The organism is Rurimicrobium arvi (genome assembly GCF_039540495.1).
In the GTDB taxonomy this organism is placed as follows: Bacteria; Bacteroidota; Bacteroidia; order Chitinophagales; family Chitinophagaceae; genus Rurimicrobium; species Rurimicrobium arvi.
In genome coordinates this window covers 1,174,553-1,190,347 of the sequence record NZ_BAABEZ010000022.1, presented here as the reverse complement: position 1 = coordinate 1,190,347, position 15,795 = coordinate 1,174,553, and the positions used below count along the sequence as shown (strand labels likewise).

The 15,795-nt window shown below is 48.2% G+C and carries 16 protein-coding genes; all 16 read left to right on the top strand.

Annotated features, from left to right (window positions below; genetic code table 11):
• Position 1: 1 nt before the first annotated feature.
• Entirely contained in the window at positions 2 to 577 is a 576-nt protein-coding gene (locus ABD846_RS11945) for a hypothetical protein (RefSeq protein ID WP_344827214.1), read from the top strand.
• A 1-nt stretch (position 578) separates the two neighbouring features.
• A complete protein-coding gene (locus ABD846_RS11940) occupies positions 579 to 1,007 on the top strand; it encodes a hypothetical protein (RefSeq protein WP_344827211.1) in 429 nt (142 codons plus the stop codon).
• Positions 1,000 to 1,344: a hypothetical protein gene (locus ABD846_RS11935; RefSeq protein WP_344827209.1), complete on the top strand. Its 345-nt coding sequence runs from the start codon at positions 1,000 to 1,002 to the stop codon at positions 1,342 to 1,344. Before ABD846_RS11940 ends, ABD846_RS11935 begins: the two co-directional genes overlap by 8 nt.
• Positions 1,345 to 1,351: 7 nt before the next feature.
• Complete coding sequence (locus tag ABD846_RS11930; RefSeq protein ID WP_344827206.1) at positions 1,352 to 2,224, top strand: hypothetical protein; 873 nt, start codon at positions 1,352 to 1,354, stop codon at positions 2,222 to 2,224.
• Between the two features lie 20 nt (positions 2,225 to 2,244).
• The gene (locus ABD846_RS11925; RefSeq protein WP_344827204.1) at positions 2,245 to 2,442 is read left to right on the top strand and encodes a hypothetical protein; all 198 of its coding nucleotides are present in this window, start codon (positions 2,245 to 2,247) and stop codon (positions 2,440 to 2,442) included.
• A gap of 2 nt (positions 2,443 to 2,444) precedes the next feature.
• Positions 2,445 to 2,981: a hypothetical protein gene (locus tag ABD846_RS11920; RefSeq protein WP_344827201.1), complete on the top strand. Its 537-nt coding sequence runs from the start codon at positions 2,445 to 2,447 to the stop codon at positions 2,979 to 2,981.
• A 77-nt stretch (positions 2,982 to 3,058) separates the two neighbouring features.
• Positions 3,059 to 3,955, top strand: coding sequence for a peptidoglycan-binding domain-containing protein (locus ABD846_RS11915; RefSeq protein ID WP_344827199.1), 897 nt, complete (start codon positions 3,059 to 3,061; stop codon positions 3,953 to 3,955).
• 22 nt (positions 3,956 to 3,977) lie between these two features.
• Positions 3,978 to 4,370, top strand: coding sequence for a hypothetical protein (locus ABD846_RS11910; protein ID WP_344827196.1), 393 nt, complete (start codon positions 3,978 to 3,980; stop codon positions 4,368 to 4,370).
• A 40-nt stretch (positions 4,371 to 4,410) separates the two neighbouring features.
• Entirely contained in the window at positions 4,411 to 5,118 is a 708-nt protein-coding gene (locus ABD846_RS11905; RefSeq protein ID WP_344827193.1) for a hypothetical protein, read from the top strand.
• A gap of 307 nt (positions 5,119 to 5,425) precedes the next feature.
• Entirely contained in the window at positions 5,426 to 6,064 is a 639-nt protein-coding gene (locus ABD846_RS11900) for a DUF6549 family protein (protein ID WP_344827191.1), read from the top strand.
• A complete protein-coding gene (locus ABD846_RS11895; RefSeq protein ID WP_344827188.1) occupies positions 6,061 to 7,116 on the top strand; it encodes a hypothetical protein in 1,056 nt (351 codons plus the stop codon). The genes ABD846_RS11900 and ABD846_RS11895 overlap by 4 nt, the downstream gene beginning before the upstream one ends.
• Positions 7,113 to 7,295, top strand: a complete 183-nt coding sequence (locus tag ABD846_RS11890) for a hypothetical protein (protein ID WP_344827185.1) — start codon at positions 7,113 to 7,115, stop codon at positions 7,293 to 7,295. Before ABD846_RS11895 ends, ABD846_RS11890 begins: the two co-directional genes overlap by 4 nt.
• A 2-nt stretch (positions 7,296 to 7,297) precedes the next feature.
• Complete coding sequence (locus tag ABD846_RS11885; protein ID WP_344827182.1) at positions 7,298 to 8,017, top strand: hypothetical protein; 720 nt, start codon at positions 7,298 to 7,300, stop codon at positions 8,015 to 8,017.
• Between the two features lie 5 nt (positions 8,018 to 8,022).
• Positions 8,023 to 8,679: a hypothetical protein gene (locus ABD846_RS11880; RefSeq protein WP_344827180.1), complete on the top strand. Its 657-nt coding sequence runs from the start codon at positions 8,023 to 8,025 to the stop codon at positions 8,677 to 8,679.
• 25 nt (positions 8,680 to 8,704) lie between these two features.
• Positions 8,705 to 8,938 carry a hypothetical protein gene (locus ABD846_RS11875; protein WP_344827177.1) on the top strand — a complete coding sequence of 78 codons (234 nt, stop codon included), beginning with the start codon at positions 8,705 to 8,707 and terminating at the stop codon, positions 8,936 to 8,938.
• Between the two features lie 18 nt (positions 8,939 to 8,956).
• Positions 8,957 to 15,790, top strand: a complete 6,834-nt coding sequence (dcm, locus tag ABD846_RS11870) for a DNA (cytosine-5-)-methyltransferase (RefSeq protein WP_344827174.1) — start codon at positions 8,957 to 8,959, stop codon at positions 15,788 to 15,790.
• The last annotated feature ends 5 nt before the right edge of the window (positions 15,791 to 15,795 follow it).

The following is a 15,795-nucleotide window of genomic DNA, read 5'->3' as shown; positions in this document are numbered from 1 at the left end:
GATGATGATACGTTCTTTCCGATTCCAGAAAGTGAGCCTTAGAATTTCAGCCGCCGGTCAGCGGGTGTATTTCAATGCGGAAAGTCATAAGGACTATAGTCTTCTTAAAGGTATTTCGCTGAGCGTAGGTTATGCAGACGCACTCTACGGCAGCACTTTCGGGTTGAGAGTAGATGAGAAAGAAATACTGGATGAAAGCCATGAGGCGCATCTGCTTGTATATGGCGATGATGTTCCACCCAATAAGAAGTTGTTATTGTTTGATACTCCGGTACCGATCAGTTCATCCAAAATAGAGGGTATTTATACAGACAGTTCGATTCAGGGATTGCTGGGCAATGCCAGTTATAGTCCTGGCGGCGGCGTAATCCCAAAGAGTAATGTAAATATTAAAAAGACCTACGTGTCGGGTAAGGAGCTGGTTAAGTTCAGCAATTTCACCGCGGATCTAGTTCAGTTACAAATGGGTACCGGGCTGATAGGTGTAAGCGGTGGCTTTAGCCCGGTAAGAACGGTTCCGGTTGCGTCGCTCTATTATCCTTATGATGTAAAGGTTTCGCTGTTTTTAACCCGATAATATGTCCTCTGTACGCACTTCTTTTTACCCGGTGCAGTTTATAGTGCTGCATCCTCATATACCGGTAGCGATCAATACGGTATTGCCAGGGCATATCGTGAAGATCACCGGCATCAAAGTTGTGCATTCGGTAGGTGTTGAAAATATGACCAGTGAAGCTTACTTGCCGGTCGTAGGTCATCTGAGCCTGGAGTTCAACAGCAGGCAGTATCATTTTGGTAATGTAGATGTACCCTTTGACAACCAGGCACAGGCAAGTGATGAATATTTGGATGCGGATATCGACGTTCAGCGCAACACCCTGCTTACCGGTAACTATGAGAATAAGGTTTTTACCGGTTCTGATTATGTAAAGGCGGATGGCACTGTAACGGACAAGTGGAGTAATTACATCGTTACCATTTATTTAAAGACGAGCAGTAATGATTAACATAGAGGACTATGTGGAGCGGCAGATGAAGCGGCGTGGTATTGAGATAGCGTATGCGCGCACAATGCCTGTAGTAGTGCGGCGTATTACAGACGCAAGCGGGGCGGTGCTGAGCAACAGTATTGAGTTTGATGCCTATAACCAGTATTGGTTCCTGGTTAATGCTTTCGAGCTGCCGCTGGGTACGCGCATCACTTCCGATACTAATGTGATGTTGCTGGAGGCACATTCAGGAGACGTTATAGAGGAGTTCTGGGGACGGATCACAATTCAGTTGCCAGACAGTTTTACAGGCAGTTTAAGTCAGGCACTTTTTTACCAGGTATTACCAAAATAAACAAGCAATGGCGCAAAGCGATTTTCCAGAACTGCGTTCCCTTTTTGATAAAAACCGTGAGGTGGTCAGGATGTTGAAAGGGGAGAAGCAGCTTTCAGATAAGCAGATTTATTTTACTGCGATCTACAGCAAGCTTGGCAAGAAGATAGCCGAGAGCAGGGACAGAACTTCCCTTACGGCTTTTACTACAGTAATGTGTGGCCGATACCAGGTCTGCCAGCCGGACAGCATTACCGTCACCTGGCATAACGCTGATACCGCAGAAAAGCTATTTGAGCATACGTTTAATATCAGTCGCATGCAGCGTGAAGCTGAAGTACGTCAACAGAGCGAACCATTGACACAGCCACAGCCTACAGGCAGTTTTCAGGGGTTGGGGGAAGTAGAAGTCAACAACCTGGTGGAAAAACGTCTGACTGAGCTGCGCCAGAAAGAGGAATATGAACGGCTCCGGGAAGAGAACCAAAAGATGCAGATCCAGATTGCAGAGCTGGAATCGCGCAACGCAGACCTGGCGCACGATATTGCCGCAAAGGAAACGACGGAAAGCTACCTGAAGATTGTAGGTATGGCGCTGCCTGGCATTGCTAAGTTCTTTGGTGGTGCAAGCTTGCTCAGTATGCTGGCCGGAGTGGATGAACAGCCGGGGCAACAGGCACAATCCCTGGGCACAGCCCCGCAACCAGCGCAACCGTCAGCATCAGATCAGCAGCAGCCCAGGGATGAACGCGAGCAGATGATCTTTATGCTGCGCGATTATATGAGCGAAGAACTCAGCCAACAGGAAGTGGCGACACTGTACCTGATGTTTATGGAAATCCAGAAGGATAAGACCCTGATTCAAAAAATACTTAATCACATAACCCAGCAACAGCAATGAAACTACCAGGATTAAATGCTATGCGTCAACCTGCGGGCGGCAATAATCGCAGCTACACTATATCCGTGCAGGTTCAGGCAGGAAGCGAGGCAGAAGCCGCGCAGATGCAGGAGGCGCTGCAAAGCTTTATTGCTCATTTCACGGTGGCGGAAATGAAAAGCGCAGCACACAAACTTAAAAGCGCTGCAAACAGGAAAATGATCAAAACGTTTTTATAGCCATGTCGGAAAGCAGCAACAAATTAAAAGAACAGTTCGTGAACACCCTGCCCATGTTGTTGCTGGCAGGAGGTGCCATCTACCTGGTGAGCAAAGTGCTGAAGGGGGCAGGTGAAACGGCAGACAGTATTGCCCAGGCATTGCAGTTGAAGAAGTCCGATGAGCAGGTTAAAAGTGAGCAGCGTTCGTCTGCAGCCATAGAGCAATATGTGAACGATGTACAGAAGGTTCAGAAATCCACCAGGCCGGATGGGTTCTGGGCGCAGATAGCCGAACGAATTTACCGTGATACGCGCTACAGTGCTACCGGCGATAACCACGAGGATGCACGCTATTGTATGAGTTATGTACAAAATGACGCGGACTTTGCGCTGCTCTATAAATATTACGGTAAGCGTCAGGAGACATGGTTTGGTGTTATCCCTGACGGCGATCCCAAAGATTTAACCCAGGCCATATCCTCGAACCTGAACAACGCACAGAAGAAAATCATCAACGCGGATTATGCCCGTAAAGGGGTTTCCATCCGCTTTATATAATCAAGTCTTCATATCGCATGGGATCATAAGCGGGCTGCAAAGCCCGGCAGAGAACCTTTGCTTAATAACAGATACCAATGGAAGCTGCAAACAAAAGTCCAAAGAAGGAAAATGTTGTGCTGTATATCGTTTATGCGACTGCTGCCTATTTTGGCCTGCAACTCATATTTAAGCCCAAGAGGGCTGCCGGTGCTACCCTGGTTACCACACCTACGAAACTTGCCGCTGAATCTAAGACAGATGTAAATAGTGGGTCGTCAACAGATACGATTTCTTATCAGCCTTCGGATGCAGGCACTTCAAAAAAAGTTCCGAAGCAGGCTGTCACCTGGATAGGGGAGCAGTTCCCGTTGCAAAAAGGGATGAAAGGGGAGCGCATCAAAACGTTTCAGAAGAAGCTTGGCATAAGCAGTGATGGTAAGTTCGGAACGGATACAGAGAATGCGGTCTACAGCAGGTACGGAACGAAAGTTGTCTCCCAGGTATTATATCAGCAGATTGTTACTCCTACGTCTTCGGCCAGTGCGTTCAGTAAACTGGTGGATGCCTTTACCAAGCCGCAGGTATTGCTGCAGGCAGGCAGTAAAGGGGAAGATGTATACCGGCTTCAGAAATGGCTGGGTTTTAAAGATAAGGGAGCAGCAAAGAGAGGGGAGCCTGTGGCGGATAGGATTTTTGGAAATCAGACACTGGCCGCACTTAAAAAACGAACGGGCAAAGCCAGTATCACGCTAAGCGAACTGAACCAATATACAGGGCAGATTTCCGGTATTGTGAACGGAGAACAATGGCTGGTCACTACCCGACCTGCGATGGTGCTGGATAGTAACCTGCGGCCATACCGGGAAGTGCCGGCAAGTACAATATTGGGGGTAAGAATGTTGGAGTTTATTGATCCTGGTCAGCAAAAGGCGTATATGCAGTTTAGGACTGTAGATGGTTTTGCCCGTTGGGTCGAAAAAGACGCTGTTTAATTCATCCTGAAAAATAGCAACAATGGCAAGTTTTTCACTCCGGTCTCAGCGCACCGGGCAATACAAAGAATTTTCGCTGCTGGAAATCCTTTACCTGTTGGGGGATAGGGTGAACGATGAGATATTTCTGGAGGATGGCGAAGATGTGTATAACCTGTCGAGCTTTCGAGAGATCGGCTCAGGATCAGGGCAGCAGCCCTCCGGAGGTAACTGGAGCATGGAGGCTCCAGTACCCTCCAACGGGCAGAGTGTATTTCTGCTGCAATACAATCCTTCAGGTGCTGTATTGCTGGTTCTGCTCAATGGCCTTGCACAAAACCGGGGTAATGATTTTTCCTTACAGGGACGAGAGATCCGTTTCTCTTTTCCGCTCAGTAGCAGGGACAGCCTGCAATTCCTGTATCAATTCCAATAAGTGACCGGTCAACTTTTCATAACAACTAAAAAAAACAAAAATGGCAGAAACAAGAATCAGGCTTGACAAGCAGGTGCAAAAGGCACCTGCATCTAAAATGGTGCCTTTGTCAGACGCTAATGGCGAACTTCAGTACTTAGACTTCAACCTGTTGGTAAAGGCAGGTGAAACGCTTACTGTGCTGAACTCCGTTGAAGTGGTCGGAGGTAACCTTGTGATTAAGTATACGGCTGAAGATGGCCGTCAGCAGGTTGTTTCCACGGCGCTGAACTACAGTCAGACCGATATTAAGGTTACTGATGCAAAGCTGGACAACCCCAGTTCCGGAGTATATCGCCTGCTGCTTACCGAATCAGATGGCAGTACATTCCCGGTTGACCTGTCGGCGTTGCTGGCGGTAGTCTCCCAGAATACGGAATTTGTGGTGTTGGATGGAAACGGTACACCGCAAAGCCCGTTGCGAATCAGCCTTACTGATTTCTTCTGGAACTCTATTCCGCGCCCCGAACTCACAGAAGTATACCGCGACCTCTCTCAAGGCGACTCCATTACGCTTGCGGCTAAGGCGGGCAATATAGCCCAGGAAAGTATCAAGGTGTACCGTAACGGAATGCGCCAGGATCAGGACTTCGACTACAGCTTTATAGTGGATGGAGATAATGCAACTATTCGTTTTAACGAAGGGTTTACCGATCGCCTGAAAGAAAAGGTTGTGGTGGATTACCGTCCGATCCCGGCAGCGATATAATACATCACTTATGCATATGGATGACCTGGAAGCAGGTCATCCATTCTTCCAGTCTCAAGAATCTAACCAACAATTATGCAATTCCCTTTTAAGGCATTTCAAAGACTTTGTTCGGCTACGCCCCGTAACAGTATTGTATTGTGGCTTCTTATGAGTGGCGCATACGCTTTTGCGATTATAGTCGCGGAAGACTTCGAGCTGATCCATGCAATAGGCTTCACTCCGAAAGCAGAAAACCTCATACGTGTTTGTGGTGTTTATCTCTACATAGTCTTGACAGCCTTTTCATTTTATCAAACCAACAATAATGAAAACAATCATAACGATCCTCAAATCCCCGCTCACACGGATGCTCCTGATGAGCCTATGCGTAACAATGCTGCTGCGCGAAGTCAGGAGCCTACGTTCCGAATTGAGCCGGATGAGCGACAACCAGGAACTGATAGCGCAACATCAGCAGGAGGTGCTGCTGACCGGGGGCAGGATCGCAGCGCAGACAGGAGTGCTGGAGCTGCGTCAGAGAGAACTGAACAGTCTTTTCCCCGATTTGCGTCGTGAAGTCGCCCTGCTGGGTGCCCGAATGGGTAGCTTAAAAGCTGTTTCCACACTATCTGTACAGGAACAAAAGCAGATCGTTACCCGGCTCAGGGACAGCATATCAGTTACCAATGCAACAGCAGCAGGTCAGTTTGCCCACCCGGCTGATACCCTCAGTTACCATGTGTTCCATTACCACGACGAGTATTACGACATACATGGCTGGGCTGATTCTGTTCGGCAGTGGCTGAACATCAGCAGCCGGGATACGATGACCCAGGTTGTGTATGTACGCAGACGCTATCCCTGGCTATGGATTCTTAGTCCCAGGAAGCTGGAGCAACGGGTTTATTTTAAAAACCCCGGTGCGCATATCGAGTATTCACGCACGATAAATATTATACGATGAGCGAGAAAGGTAAAGGCGGCTTTTTATTGCCTCTTGGAATAGGGGCTGCGGTATTGTTATTGCTGGCTGCAAGCAGGAAAAAGCAGGAGCGGGTTACAGGTAATGCAGCTGCGGGACAGCCGTCAGCCATCCTTCCGGAAGGTACTTCAGCGCAGGCGGTGCTTCCCCAGATTGTTCCGGCAGAAGCCCCTTCTTATGCGCAAGTCAGTGCAGAAGCAGGTAACAGACAGGACGACGACCAGCAGCAGGAAGACTCTTCAGCCGCGAGCGAGGAACCGGACGAACAGGACGGTACATCTTCGGATGAAAGCCAGCAGGAAGATGCTGCTTCCGTCAATTCGGATGATGAGGAGGGCGGCAATGAAGAGCAGTATGCCACGGGAGCCAACAGTTACCCGGCAAGCCCGGACAACCGGAGTACGGCACGAAAAGCTCCTTTACCTAACGCTGTCAATCGTTCAGGTTCGGCAGCTCCTGCTGTTGCTGCAACTGCCAGATCGCTACCCGACGGCGGACGGTCGCTTCGGTCTTATTCTGATCAGGCCAGAGCCGCAAGACAGAAGCAACGATCCTTTAATCAGGCGCGTCTTGAGAAGCAAAATCGGCAATTTGCCCAAAGGTCTGCCAATGCGCAGTCCAATGCAAGGACAGTAGCCTCAAATCCTGCTTTACCATCAGTGGTCACCAGTGCAACCCAACCGCTTATTCGGCTCACGACCAGTGCCGGTAGTTCGGCAAAGAAAGGTTTACCGGCGGCCTTACGCCAAACGACAATTTTCCCGCTGCGTTTCGGATCGTCCAGTCCCTACGTAAAGGAACTGCAAAGAAGAATCGGTGTATCTGCTACAGGGTACTTTGGTGCCATGACACGCACGGCATTGCAAAAGCGTTTTGGCGTGTCAGAAGTATCTGAGGCGCTGTATAAACAGATTATTACCGGTAAAGTTCCTGCTGCAGTCGCCGTAGCGCATAAAGGAGCCACGGGCAGACCGGTAGCACGCAAGGGTTATAAACCAGCTCCCGGCAAATCAAGAATTAAAAAGCGCAGGTGATGGAGCAGAAGCGAAGCAACACCGGTTGGTATCTGCTGGCAGCAATCAGCTTGTTATGGATAACCGCAGCAAAGATGAAAAGCAAAAGAGAACCGATGGCAACCGGTGATAATACCGATAGAAACGCTCCGGCAGATACAGCAGGAAATTCAGAAATCATCATTACCTCAAAAGCATAACTATGGCACTTCGCACCCAGGTGTTCCCTTCAATTAATGCACCCTGTCCTTTTTCCTTAAAAGAGATGCATGTATTCCTGAACAGGATTAAGTCTAACTGGTTGCCGTATTTCAGGCAGGCGGCTCAGATTACCGGGTTGCCGCTGGCCTTGTTGGTGGCCAAGTCGGCAGTGGAGAGTGGAGGGAACCAGAAGACTGCGAACATTAATTATGTTGGATTGATGCAGGTGGGCAGGAATACTATTTCTGATTGCCTGGATTATTTACAAGGCAAAATGCACGCGGATGGCAGAAAGTGGGTTGCACCTGCTGCATTGATTTCCGGTGCGCTACCTGTTATCCGTCGGTCTTTTCCGCAATTTGGCAATGGTGGTGTGATTAGTAAGGATGCGGCTTTTGCGCTTGCCCGATCTGACACAGCTGCGGGAGCAGAGTTTAATGTGCTGATGGGAGCCATTTACCTGCAATTCCTTTGCCAGAACCCTAAATTTCACGATGGCGAAGTGTTGCGTCTGGACAAAGTGATGAGCGCCTATAATACAGGACCGAATTACGGTTTTTACAAGACCCCTGTTGCGGATACCGGCAGCTTAGTGCGCATCATAGGCGATTCTTCGCTTTCAGCCGGAAAAAAGCTGGAGACCAGCAGGCATATTCTCAAATTCTGCGGTATCGGCGGGGCGTTCGACCTGCTGTTCAATAATAAGTTTTCTCTTAATTAAACGATATGGCACTGATCCATATAGATCATCCGAATATACCTCCTTCTATCCGGGCTGCTTTTGGCCGAAAGGTGGAGCAAATTGCTGCATGGCTCATCATTGACCCCAACTGGTTAATGCAGGTAATGTATGCAGAGAGCCGTCTGAAGCCTACGGCACAGAACATTCAGAATGGCAGGGTTGTGGCAGCGGGTTTGCTTCAGTGGACAAAGGCCTCTGGTGTTCCCGGCGCACCGCAAAGCCTGCTTCGCTATGACCATCTGCAACAGCTGGACTTTGTGAAAACCTATTTCGCCCCTTACAGGGGCAGGATGAAGAGCTATTTTGATGTATACCTGGTAACGTTTTTCCCGGCTGCGGTGGGCCAGCCCGATGACTATGTGTTCTCAACAGCTAAACTGTCTGCATCTCTTGTAGCGGCACAGAATCCGGCGATCAACAAAGTAAAGGATGGCAGGATCACGATGGCTGAATTCAAGCAATATGTTTGGGATAGCACACCGGATGCAGTAAGAGGGTTGGTGTTTAAGGCCCGGCAGGTGTATGAAGACGTAAAAAGCGAAGTACAACGTATTACTGAAGACGGAAACGGGCAGTCAATAGCAAAGGCAGCGGGTGGTATTGCAACGATCATAGCTTTTTTTTTCTCATCCGCCATATAGCGCAAAAGCAAAACTGATTTTGACAATGCCAACGATAACAATTACGCATCAGTCGGAACGTACCAAACATCGTTTTACGGTTGCAAACCCGGATATGCTCAGTGAAGAAGAGGTGAATGCGATTTGCCAGGAAATGTACGTGGAATCTTTATTTATTAACGGAAAGTGGTACGATTGTACCCGCAGGCCAAGTATTGCGGTATACCTGGAAATGCAGGATAAAAAGAAGAAGAAGGGCAGTAGAAAAGGCAGTAAGTGAGCGTAACACCTGATGCTTGTGGAAAGGCTGTCAAAGGAAATAATTTACCTGGATTTGTTCAGTGGTATCGGAGGTTTTGCTGAGGGTCTCAGACAGGCAGATTTTGTTTTCAAACAGCATTTTTTCAGCGAGATAGATGTGCATGCAGCGGCGAACTATCAATATCATTTTAAGGACGCAAGCAATGTTGGAGATATTACGAAGTTTAGCGGAAAAGAAATCCCGGCACCAGATGTTATCACTTTCGGGAGTCCCTGCCAGGATCTTTCCCTTGCTGGAAAAAGGAAAGGTCTCAGAGGTAAACGCAGCGGACTATTCTTTGAAGCCCTGCGGATCATCAGAACCTGTCTTCCCCGTGTTTTTGTCTTTGAAAATGTCAAAGGCATTTTCTCCAGTAACGGCGGCAAAGACTTTGAAGCAATATTGCGGGCGTTTGCCGAGCTTGGGGTATATGACCTCCAATGGCAACTTGTTAATAGTGCCTGGTTTTTACCCCAGAATAGAGAGCGTCTATACCTTGTCGGACATCTTAGAAAATCGGCCCGGACAAAAGTATTTCCTATCGGAGAAGGGAAAGGCTTACCTGGACAGGTCTTTAGCACGGGGAAAGGCAGGAGGGAAAATATTGTCTCCGCGCTGACCAGTACCTACAGCAAAGGAGTGCATGGACGTGGAGAGACCTATATAAAACAGAAAGGCTCAAGATTACGCCGGTTGACACCTTTGGAATGTGAGCGGCTTCAGGGATTTAGCGACCAATGGACACAATATGGTTTATATGAAGGGGAGCGACGGGAGATAGCGGATACGCATCGCTATCATATGCTCGGTAATGCAGTCAGCGTAGCCCCAGTAAAAGAAATTGCCAGGCGATTACTCGGTAAAGATTTTTCACTGGGGCAAATACAATCAGCCATGATTTACGAACAAAAGCCCGAAATAGTATTAGGTAATGCAACTGAGGTAAATATTCCTGAGCTGAACGTTACTTATTCACGGACGGGCAGACCATTTTTAGGGCATATCGGTAGTTCTGATGATGTCTCCCGATTTTTACGCAGCACCTTCCAGGAAGGGGAAGTGGAACTGCATGAATGTTTTGTTGTATTGTACCTGAATACCGCACACGATATTATCGGCTATTATTGTCACACCAAAGGCGGAATCGCAGCTACGCTTACTGACGTTAGGATTATCCTTTCAGTAGCGGTAAAAGCCTTAGCAACGGCCATTATTATCGCTCATAACCATCCAAGTGGTAGTACACGTCCTTCGGAACAGGATCGTGTGATAACCCAGAAAATCAAGGAAGCCTGCTCGTCTTTGGATATTATGCTGCTGGATCATCTGATCATTACTTCCACGGATTATTTTTCTTTTGCCGACAACGGTATGGCAGGTCTTGAGGTAGCTATGGGCAGTCCGCGTGATCGTTTTGTAGAGGCCGTAAAGCAGGGGCTTATTACGGGCCAAAGAAATACAAAAGTAACCTTAGAGCATCTGGCCCTTCAGTTTAATATAAAAGATAAGAACGAGGTAAAGGAGTATACAGAGCTCGCTATCGTGGAAAGGGCGCGCAGTATTGCCCATGATCCCGGATTAGAGGTACATGACCGCTTCAGGTCAATTGTTTCACTTTATGAACACCAGGTGAACCTTTCGCACCGTACCTCACAGAGTATCCTGTTGCAACAATACAGCACACCGGCACCCATAGGATACCTGATGGGGGTTTTTTGCCGTATTGATCAGCTTCATTTAAGCGGCGGTTACGCATTTGAGCCAAGTGCAGGCAACGGATTGCTGACCATAGCTGCGAGACCGGAACGGGTATATGTGAACGAAATTGATCCATTACGCAGGTCAAACCTGCGGGCGCAGGGTTATGCAAATGTGGGAGAAAGGGATGCCGCCCTGCCATTCACTGATATGGCAGGGCGGTTTATGGCCGTACTGACTAATCCGCCTTTTGGGGTACTGGACGCTAAAGTCCAATTTAACGGATATGCCATCCGCTCACTGGAGCATGTGATGGCTATTTATGCGTTGAACTGCATGGCGCAGGTAGGTAAGGCGGCCATTATTGTTGGGGGGCATACGACATGGGATCCTAAAGGCCGTATCAGTGCAGGCCGCAACCGGATATTCCTGAATTACCTGTACCACCATTACCACGTTGCAGATGTCATCCAGGTAGACGGAAAGAAGCTGTATTCGCGTCAGGGAACCTCGTTCAACACGCGCCTGATATTGATCAACGGCAGAAAACACCAGCCGGAAGGCGCGGCACCGGTTTATGATGCACAGCGGGACAGTGTGGTCAGGAGCTTTGACCAACTGTATGAACGTGTAATAGCAGCAATGGAGGATATGCCGGACGATCCGAAGCTGAAAGGCTACCGGCATACAGTAAAGCGGTACGAAAAATACCTGAAACTGTCTGGGCAGCATCCGCAAACCCTGCTCCTGTATCGTCATGGTGACAATTACGAAGCCTATGGTGACTATGCGCTGTGGGTTACGGCTAATACCAAATTAAAGTTGAGTAAAGAATTTTTATACGAAGGTAAAGCGATACCGGTAGTCAGCGTCCCATCCGCGCAGCTGGAAATGCTGGGGAGCCTGATGAAAAGAAAGCGGATAGGGCTTGCGCTTGCGGATGAACTATTATCCCCGGAACAAGTAAAGAAGGAACATATGAACAATAAGGCTAAAACAATTCTGGCTGCGTTAAGAAACCGGACATTAGGTGATCCGGAAGGTTTTGAACTGACTACACTGCCCCCAAGATCCGGTTTGTCGGCACTTGAGCCGGATGAGGTTTTTAATGTGAATTATGACCGGTTGTTTGAGGAATTTGAATCAAGAAAGGCAAGCGCAGCAGGACAGCTGTACCTGTTTGCAACGCCAGGTATTTTTATAGCATTCAACGAAGATGCGGAAATAATGGCTGCCGTTTGTGCCATCAGGATGATCAAAGTTGTTCGTGCAGGTAAATTCCGGTATTTTCTGGCTGCTTCTTCCCGGCCGCTGCTTCAGGCACGTGTGGCTAAGCTCAAAGAGGCGGGACACCAGCCGGTTCTGGTAGAGGATGCATACCCACCGGACAACGGAGTCCAGGAGCCAGGAACCCGCGAAATCAGCAAAATGCTAGACAGCTTTGATAAGGAGCCTACGGATGATGGGATCGGCGCACCTTACAATCCTACTTCCAACGCCTGCGTCGTGCTGGAAACACAGGTGCCTGACAGTATGGCCTTTGAGACGCATGAGGCGCTCGCGCAGATTAAAGAAGAAGTAGGGGGAGACGTAGATAATTTTGTCCGTGACCGCCTGGGTTATGCAACCAAGACAGCATTGTGTAAAGCGCTTTCGGCGGAACAGACCGATGCGGTGATGATGGCTATATACAACATAGAAGCGAGGGGGCAGGGAATGATTATAGGCGATCAGACAGGGATAGGCAAAGGGCGTGTAGCTGCTGCAATGATCCGCTATGGTTGTCAGCAGGGATTGAAGCCAGTGTTTCTTACTGAGCGTGCCAACCTTTTTTCTGATATATACCGGGATTTGTATGCTATCGGCTCCGGCAGGCTCCGGCCTTTTATTGTAAATGCGCGTGATAGCAAAACAGACATCAAAGATGAAGAAGGGGAAGTGATTTATGAGGCACTCCCTTACCAGGAGCAGAGCGATATTTTTAAAAGCAGAAGTGTTCCTGCATCATTTGATTTTGTTGTGGCCACCTATTCACAGTTCAACAGCCCGGAGAAAAAGCCGGAAAAGCCTTCTTTTCTTTTGGACATTGCGGAGGATAATATTTTTATCCTGGATGAGGCGCACAATAGCAGTGGCTCCTCCAATACAGGGAACTTAATGCAGGGTGTGGTATCCAAAACGCGTGGTGTTGTCTTCCTGTCCGCCACATTTGCCAAACGTCCGGATAATATGCCTATTTATGCTATGAAAACCTCGATAGCAGATTGTAACATGAGCCGGGAGGAATTAGTGGAATCCATTCAGAGGGGTGGGGTTGCCTTGCAGGAGGTTTTGTCTTCCCAACTGGTGGCCGAGGGACAGATGTTACGCAGGGAAAGGAGCTTTGAAGGGGTAGAGGTCAATTATATTACCCTGACCGATAAAGCAGAAGAGCACAGCGCCATTGCAGATAATATCACAGGCATTATCAGGGATATCATTCGTTTTCAAAAGGACTTTATCAATGTAGTCGTCGAAGAGCTGGATGATATAGCCGTTGCAGAAGGAAAACAGGTGGATTTAAGAGAAGGAACCAGTCAGGCAGGTGTTGACAATACACCGTATTTCAGTAAGGTGTTTAATATCATAAACCAGATGCTGTTTTCCATCAAGGCATCTTCAGTAGCCGAAAAGGCAATTGAGCGGCTCAGGGAAGGGAAGAAGCCAATTATTGCGTTTTCTTCCACAATGGGTCGTTTCCTGGAAGACATGGATGATGAAAGGGGGCTTTCTGTCAGCGACGGCTCAATGATCAATCCTGATTTTTCTGAAGTGTTGAGACGGGGACTGGATGGGGTAATGCGTTATACTGAGCGGGATATAGATGGTCAGCCGGAGTACAAAAAATTTGAGATCAGTGAATTGTCACCTGAAGCACAACAGGAGTATCTGCGGATTCAGAAAAATATCGAACAGATCGCTACCGGTATCACCTTGTCCCCGATTGATGTGGTGGTCAGTAAGATCAAAGAGGCAGGGTACAGTGTTGCAGAAGTAACCGGAAGAAAATACGAACTGCAATTGCAAACTGCGCATCCTGAGGCAACAGGCATTCCGATGGCCTTGGTACGTTCACGTAAAAAGGTCAATACGAACGATGCTTTCCGGCAGTTTAACAACAATGAAATAGATGTGCTGCTCATCAACCAGAGCGGAAGTACGGGAGCGTCCGCACATGCGATCATCACGCCTAAAGTTCCCAGGGAACAGGTAAAGCAGAGAGTGATGATCGTGCTTCAGGCCGAACTGGATATAAACACCGAAGTGCAGAAGCGTGGCCGTATCAACAGAACCGGACAGATTATCAAGCCTATTTATGATTATGTGACTTCAGCCATTCCGGCTGAAATGCGCCTGATGATGATGCTCCAGAAGAAGCTGAAATCGCTGGATGCAAACACGGCCTCCAATCAGAAGCAATCCACTAAAATTTTAGACGTTCCGGATTTTCTCAACAAATACGGTGACAAAGTGATTAAGGAATACCTGCTGGAGAACCCGACGGTGAATAAGCTGCTGGATGATCCGCTGAAGCTCAAGGATAAAACGGACAGTGACCAGGGCGAGGCCGAGGTGATGGAAAATGCAGCCCACAAAGTAAGCGGACGTGTAGCGGTGTTGTCTGTGAAAATGCAGCAGGAATTCTATTCGGAGATAACGGAACGGTACAACGACTATGTTTCCTACCTGCAACAGATGGGAGAATATGACCTGGAACTGGAGGCGATGAACCTGGAGGCAGAGACGATTAATAGCAGGGTGGTAAAAATGGGTAGCGGTTCTGGCAGTGTATTCAGTGAGGACAGCATACTGGAGACAGTTCAGGCGAACGTCTTAAAAAAGCCGTTTACGGTAGTGGAACTGGAGAACCTCATAAAGGAATCGTTACAGGGACAGGATGCAAGGGCGGCACAGGCTGAACTGATAGCCGACTACTCGGAAGAAACAGGTATGGCTTTGGAGATCGAGGAACAGGAGATCAAAGACCGTTTCGATGAAATGGACAGGCGCATTTATACTGAGAAGAAATTCCAGCGCCTGAAAACGGATCAACAGCGGGAGGAGTATATAAGCAAGCGGGAGAATGAGATTGCAGAAGGCCGCATAAAAGCACTAAAGCAAGTGCGGGAAAAGGCAGAATCAAGGAAGTTCTACCTGCAAAAGATATTCAATTTCTACTATGTTGGACGGAACCTGCACTACCCGGTTCATAGTGATAACGGTTTTAAAGATTATGTGCCAGCTGTGTTCCTGGGTTTTATGGTGGACTGGAAACGAAAGAACCCATTTTTACCTTCAAAGATCAAGCTGAGGTTTGCCTTGGCAAATTCAAGTAAATACCTGGCCATACCTGCGTCCTACGACGATGCCGAACTCATTATAGGTGCGAGTGCGACACTACCTGAGCTTCCGATCGAAGAAACTTATCAGAACTGGGGTAGCTACATACAGAATAATACCGTAGACCGGAAAGTGCGGCATATTGTTACCGGGAATCTGCTACAGGCTTTTTCTGATTTTAAGGGCAAACTTGTCAACTATACGACCTTAGACGGAAAGATCCGCAAAGGCATATTGCTTCCGGATAATTGGGCGGCGGATGAGCAAGCCGGCGACAAGGTAGCCATCCCTGTCATTAAAGCGCTATCATTTATCAAGTCCCTCGTTATAGGTAAGGCCATTACGACCAATACGGGGATCGGCTTTTTGCGCGAAGCTCAAGGGTATAAGATTATTGTTTCCCAGGCGCGTAAAGCCGCCGGGGAAATATACCTGGACAAAGATTTGCTGCAACTTGTTGTGGGGGAAAATTTTAATAAAGTGTCAGATAAAATGGTGGCCATCGTAGAACAAAGCAATATAACCCGCTTTGTAGAGGTCATCCAGGATAAGCATAACTGTTCTGTGATCATATCCCGTTACCAGTTTAATTCAATGGAAAGGGAGCAAAGCGGCAGACGGAACCGGAAGCCGATCCGATTACCGGCACCGGAAGACCAGGGTGCAGATCAGGCACGACGGTTAGAATTGCTGAGCCTTCAGGCAATGGCCATCAAACTGAAGCTAAGATTGAAATTGAGAGCTGCTGCATAAAAATC

What these genes read in the sequence shown, in the direction of transcription:
- ABD846_RS11945 (WP_344827214.1), top strand. Translation starts at nt 2, where the DNA reads ATGATGATACGTTCTTTCCGATTCCAGAAAGTGAGCCTTAGAATTTCA.
- ABD846_RS11940 (WP_344827211.1), top strand. Translation starts at nt 579, where the DNA reads ATGTCCTCTGTACGCACTTCTTTTTACCCGGTGCAGTTTATAGTGCTG.
- ABD846_RS11935 (WP_344827209.1), top strand. Translation starts at nt 1,000, where the DNA reads ATGATTAACATAGAGGACTATGTGGAGCGGCAGATGAAGCGGCGTGGT.
- ABD846_RS11930 (WP_344827206.1), top strand. Translation starts at nt 1,352, where the DNA reads ATGGCGCAAAGCGATTTTCCAGAACTGCGTTCCCTTTTTGATAAAAAC.
- ABD846_RS11925 (WP_344827204.1), top strand. Translation starts at nt 2,245, where the DNA reads ATGCGTCAACCTGCGGGCGGCAATAATCGCAGCTACACTATATCCGTG.
- ABD846_RS11920 (WP_344827201.1), top strand. Translation starts at nt 2,445, where the DNA reads ATGTCGGAAAGCAGCAACAAATTAAAAGAACAGTTCGTGAACACCCTG.
- ABD846_RS11915 (WP_344827199.1), top strand. Translation starts at nt 3,059, where the DNA reads ATGGAAGCTGCAAACAAAAGTCCAAAGAAGGAAAATGTTGTGCTGTAT.
- ABD846_RS11910 (WP_344827196.1), top strand. Translation starts at nt 3,978, where the DNA reads ATGGCAAGTTTTTCACTCCGGTCTCAGCGCACCGGGCAATACAAAGAA.
- ABD846_RS11905 (WP_344827193.1), top strand. Translation starts at nt 4,411, where the DNA reads ATGGCAGAAACAAGAATCAGGCTTGACAAGCAGGTGCAAAAGGCACCT.
- ABD846_RS11900 (WP_344827191.1), top strand. Translation starts at nt 5,426, where the DNA reads ATGAAAACAATCATAACGATCCTCAAATCCCCGCTCACACGGATGCTC.
- ABD846_RS11895 (WP_344827188.1), top strand. Translation starts at nt 6,061, where the DNA reads ATGAGCGAGAAAGGTAAAGGCGGCTTTTTATTGCCTCTTGGAATAGGG.
- ABD846_RS11885 (WP_344827182.1), top strand. Translation starts at nt 7,298, where the DNA reads ATGGCACTTCGCACCCAGGTGTTCCCTTCAATTAATGCACCCTGTCCT.
- ABD846_RS11880 (WP_344827180.1), top strand. Translation starts at nt 8,023, where the DNA reads ATGGCACTGATCCATATAGATCATCCGAATATACCTCCTTCTATCCGG.
- ABD846_RS11875 (WP_344827177.1), top strand. Translation starts at nt 8,705, where the DNA reads ATGCCAACGATAACAATTACGCATCAGTCGGAACGTACCAAACATCGT.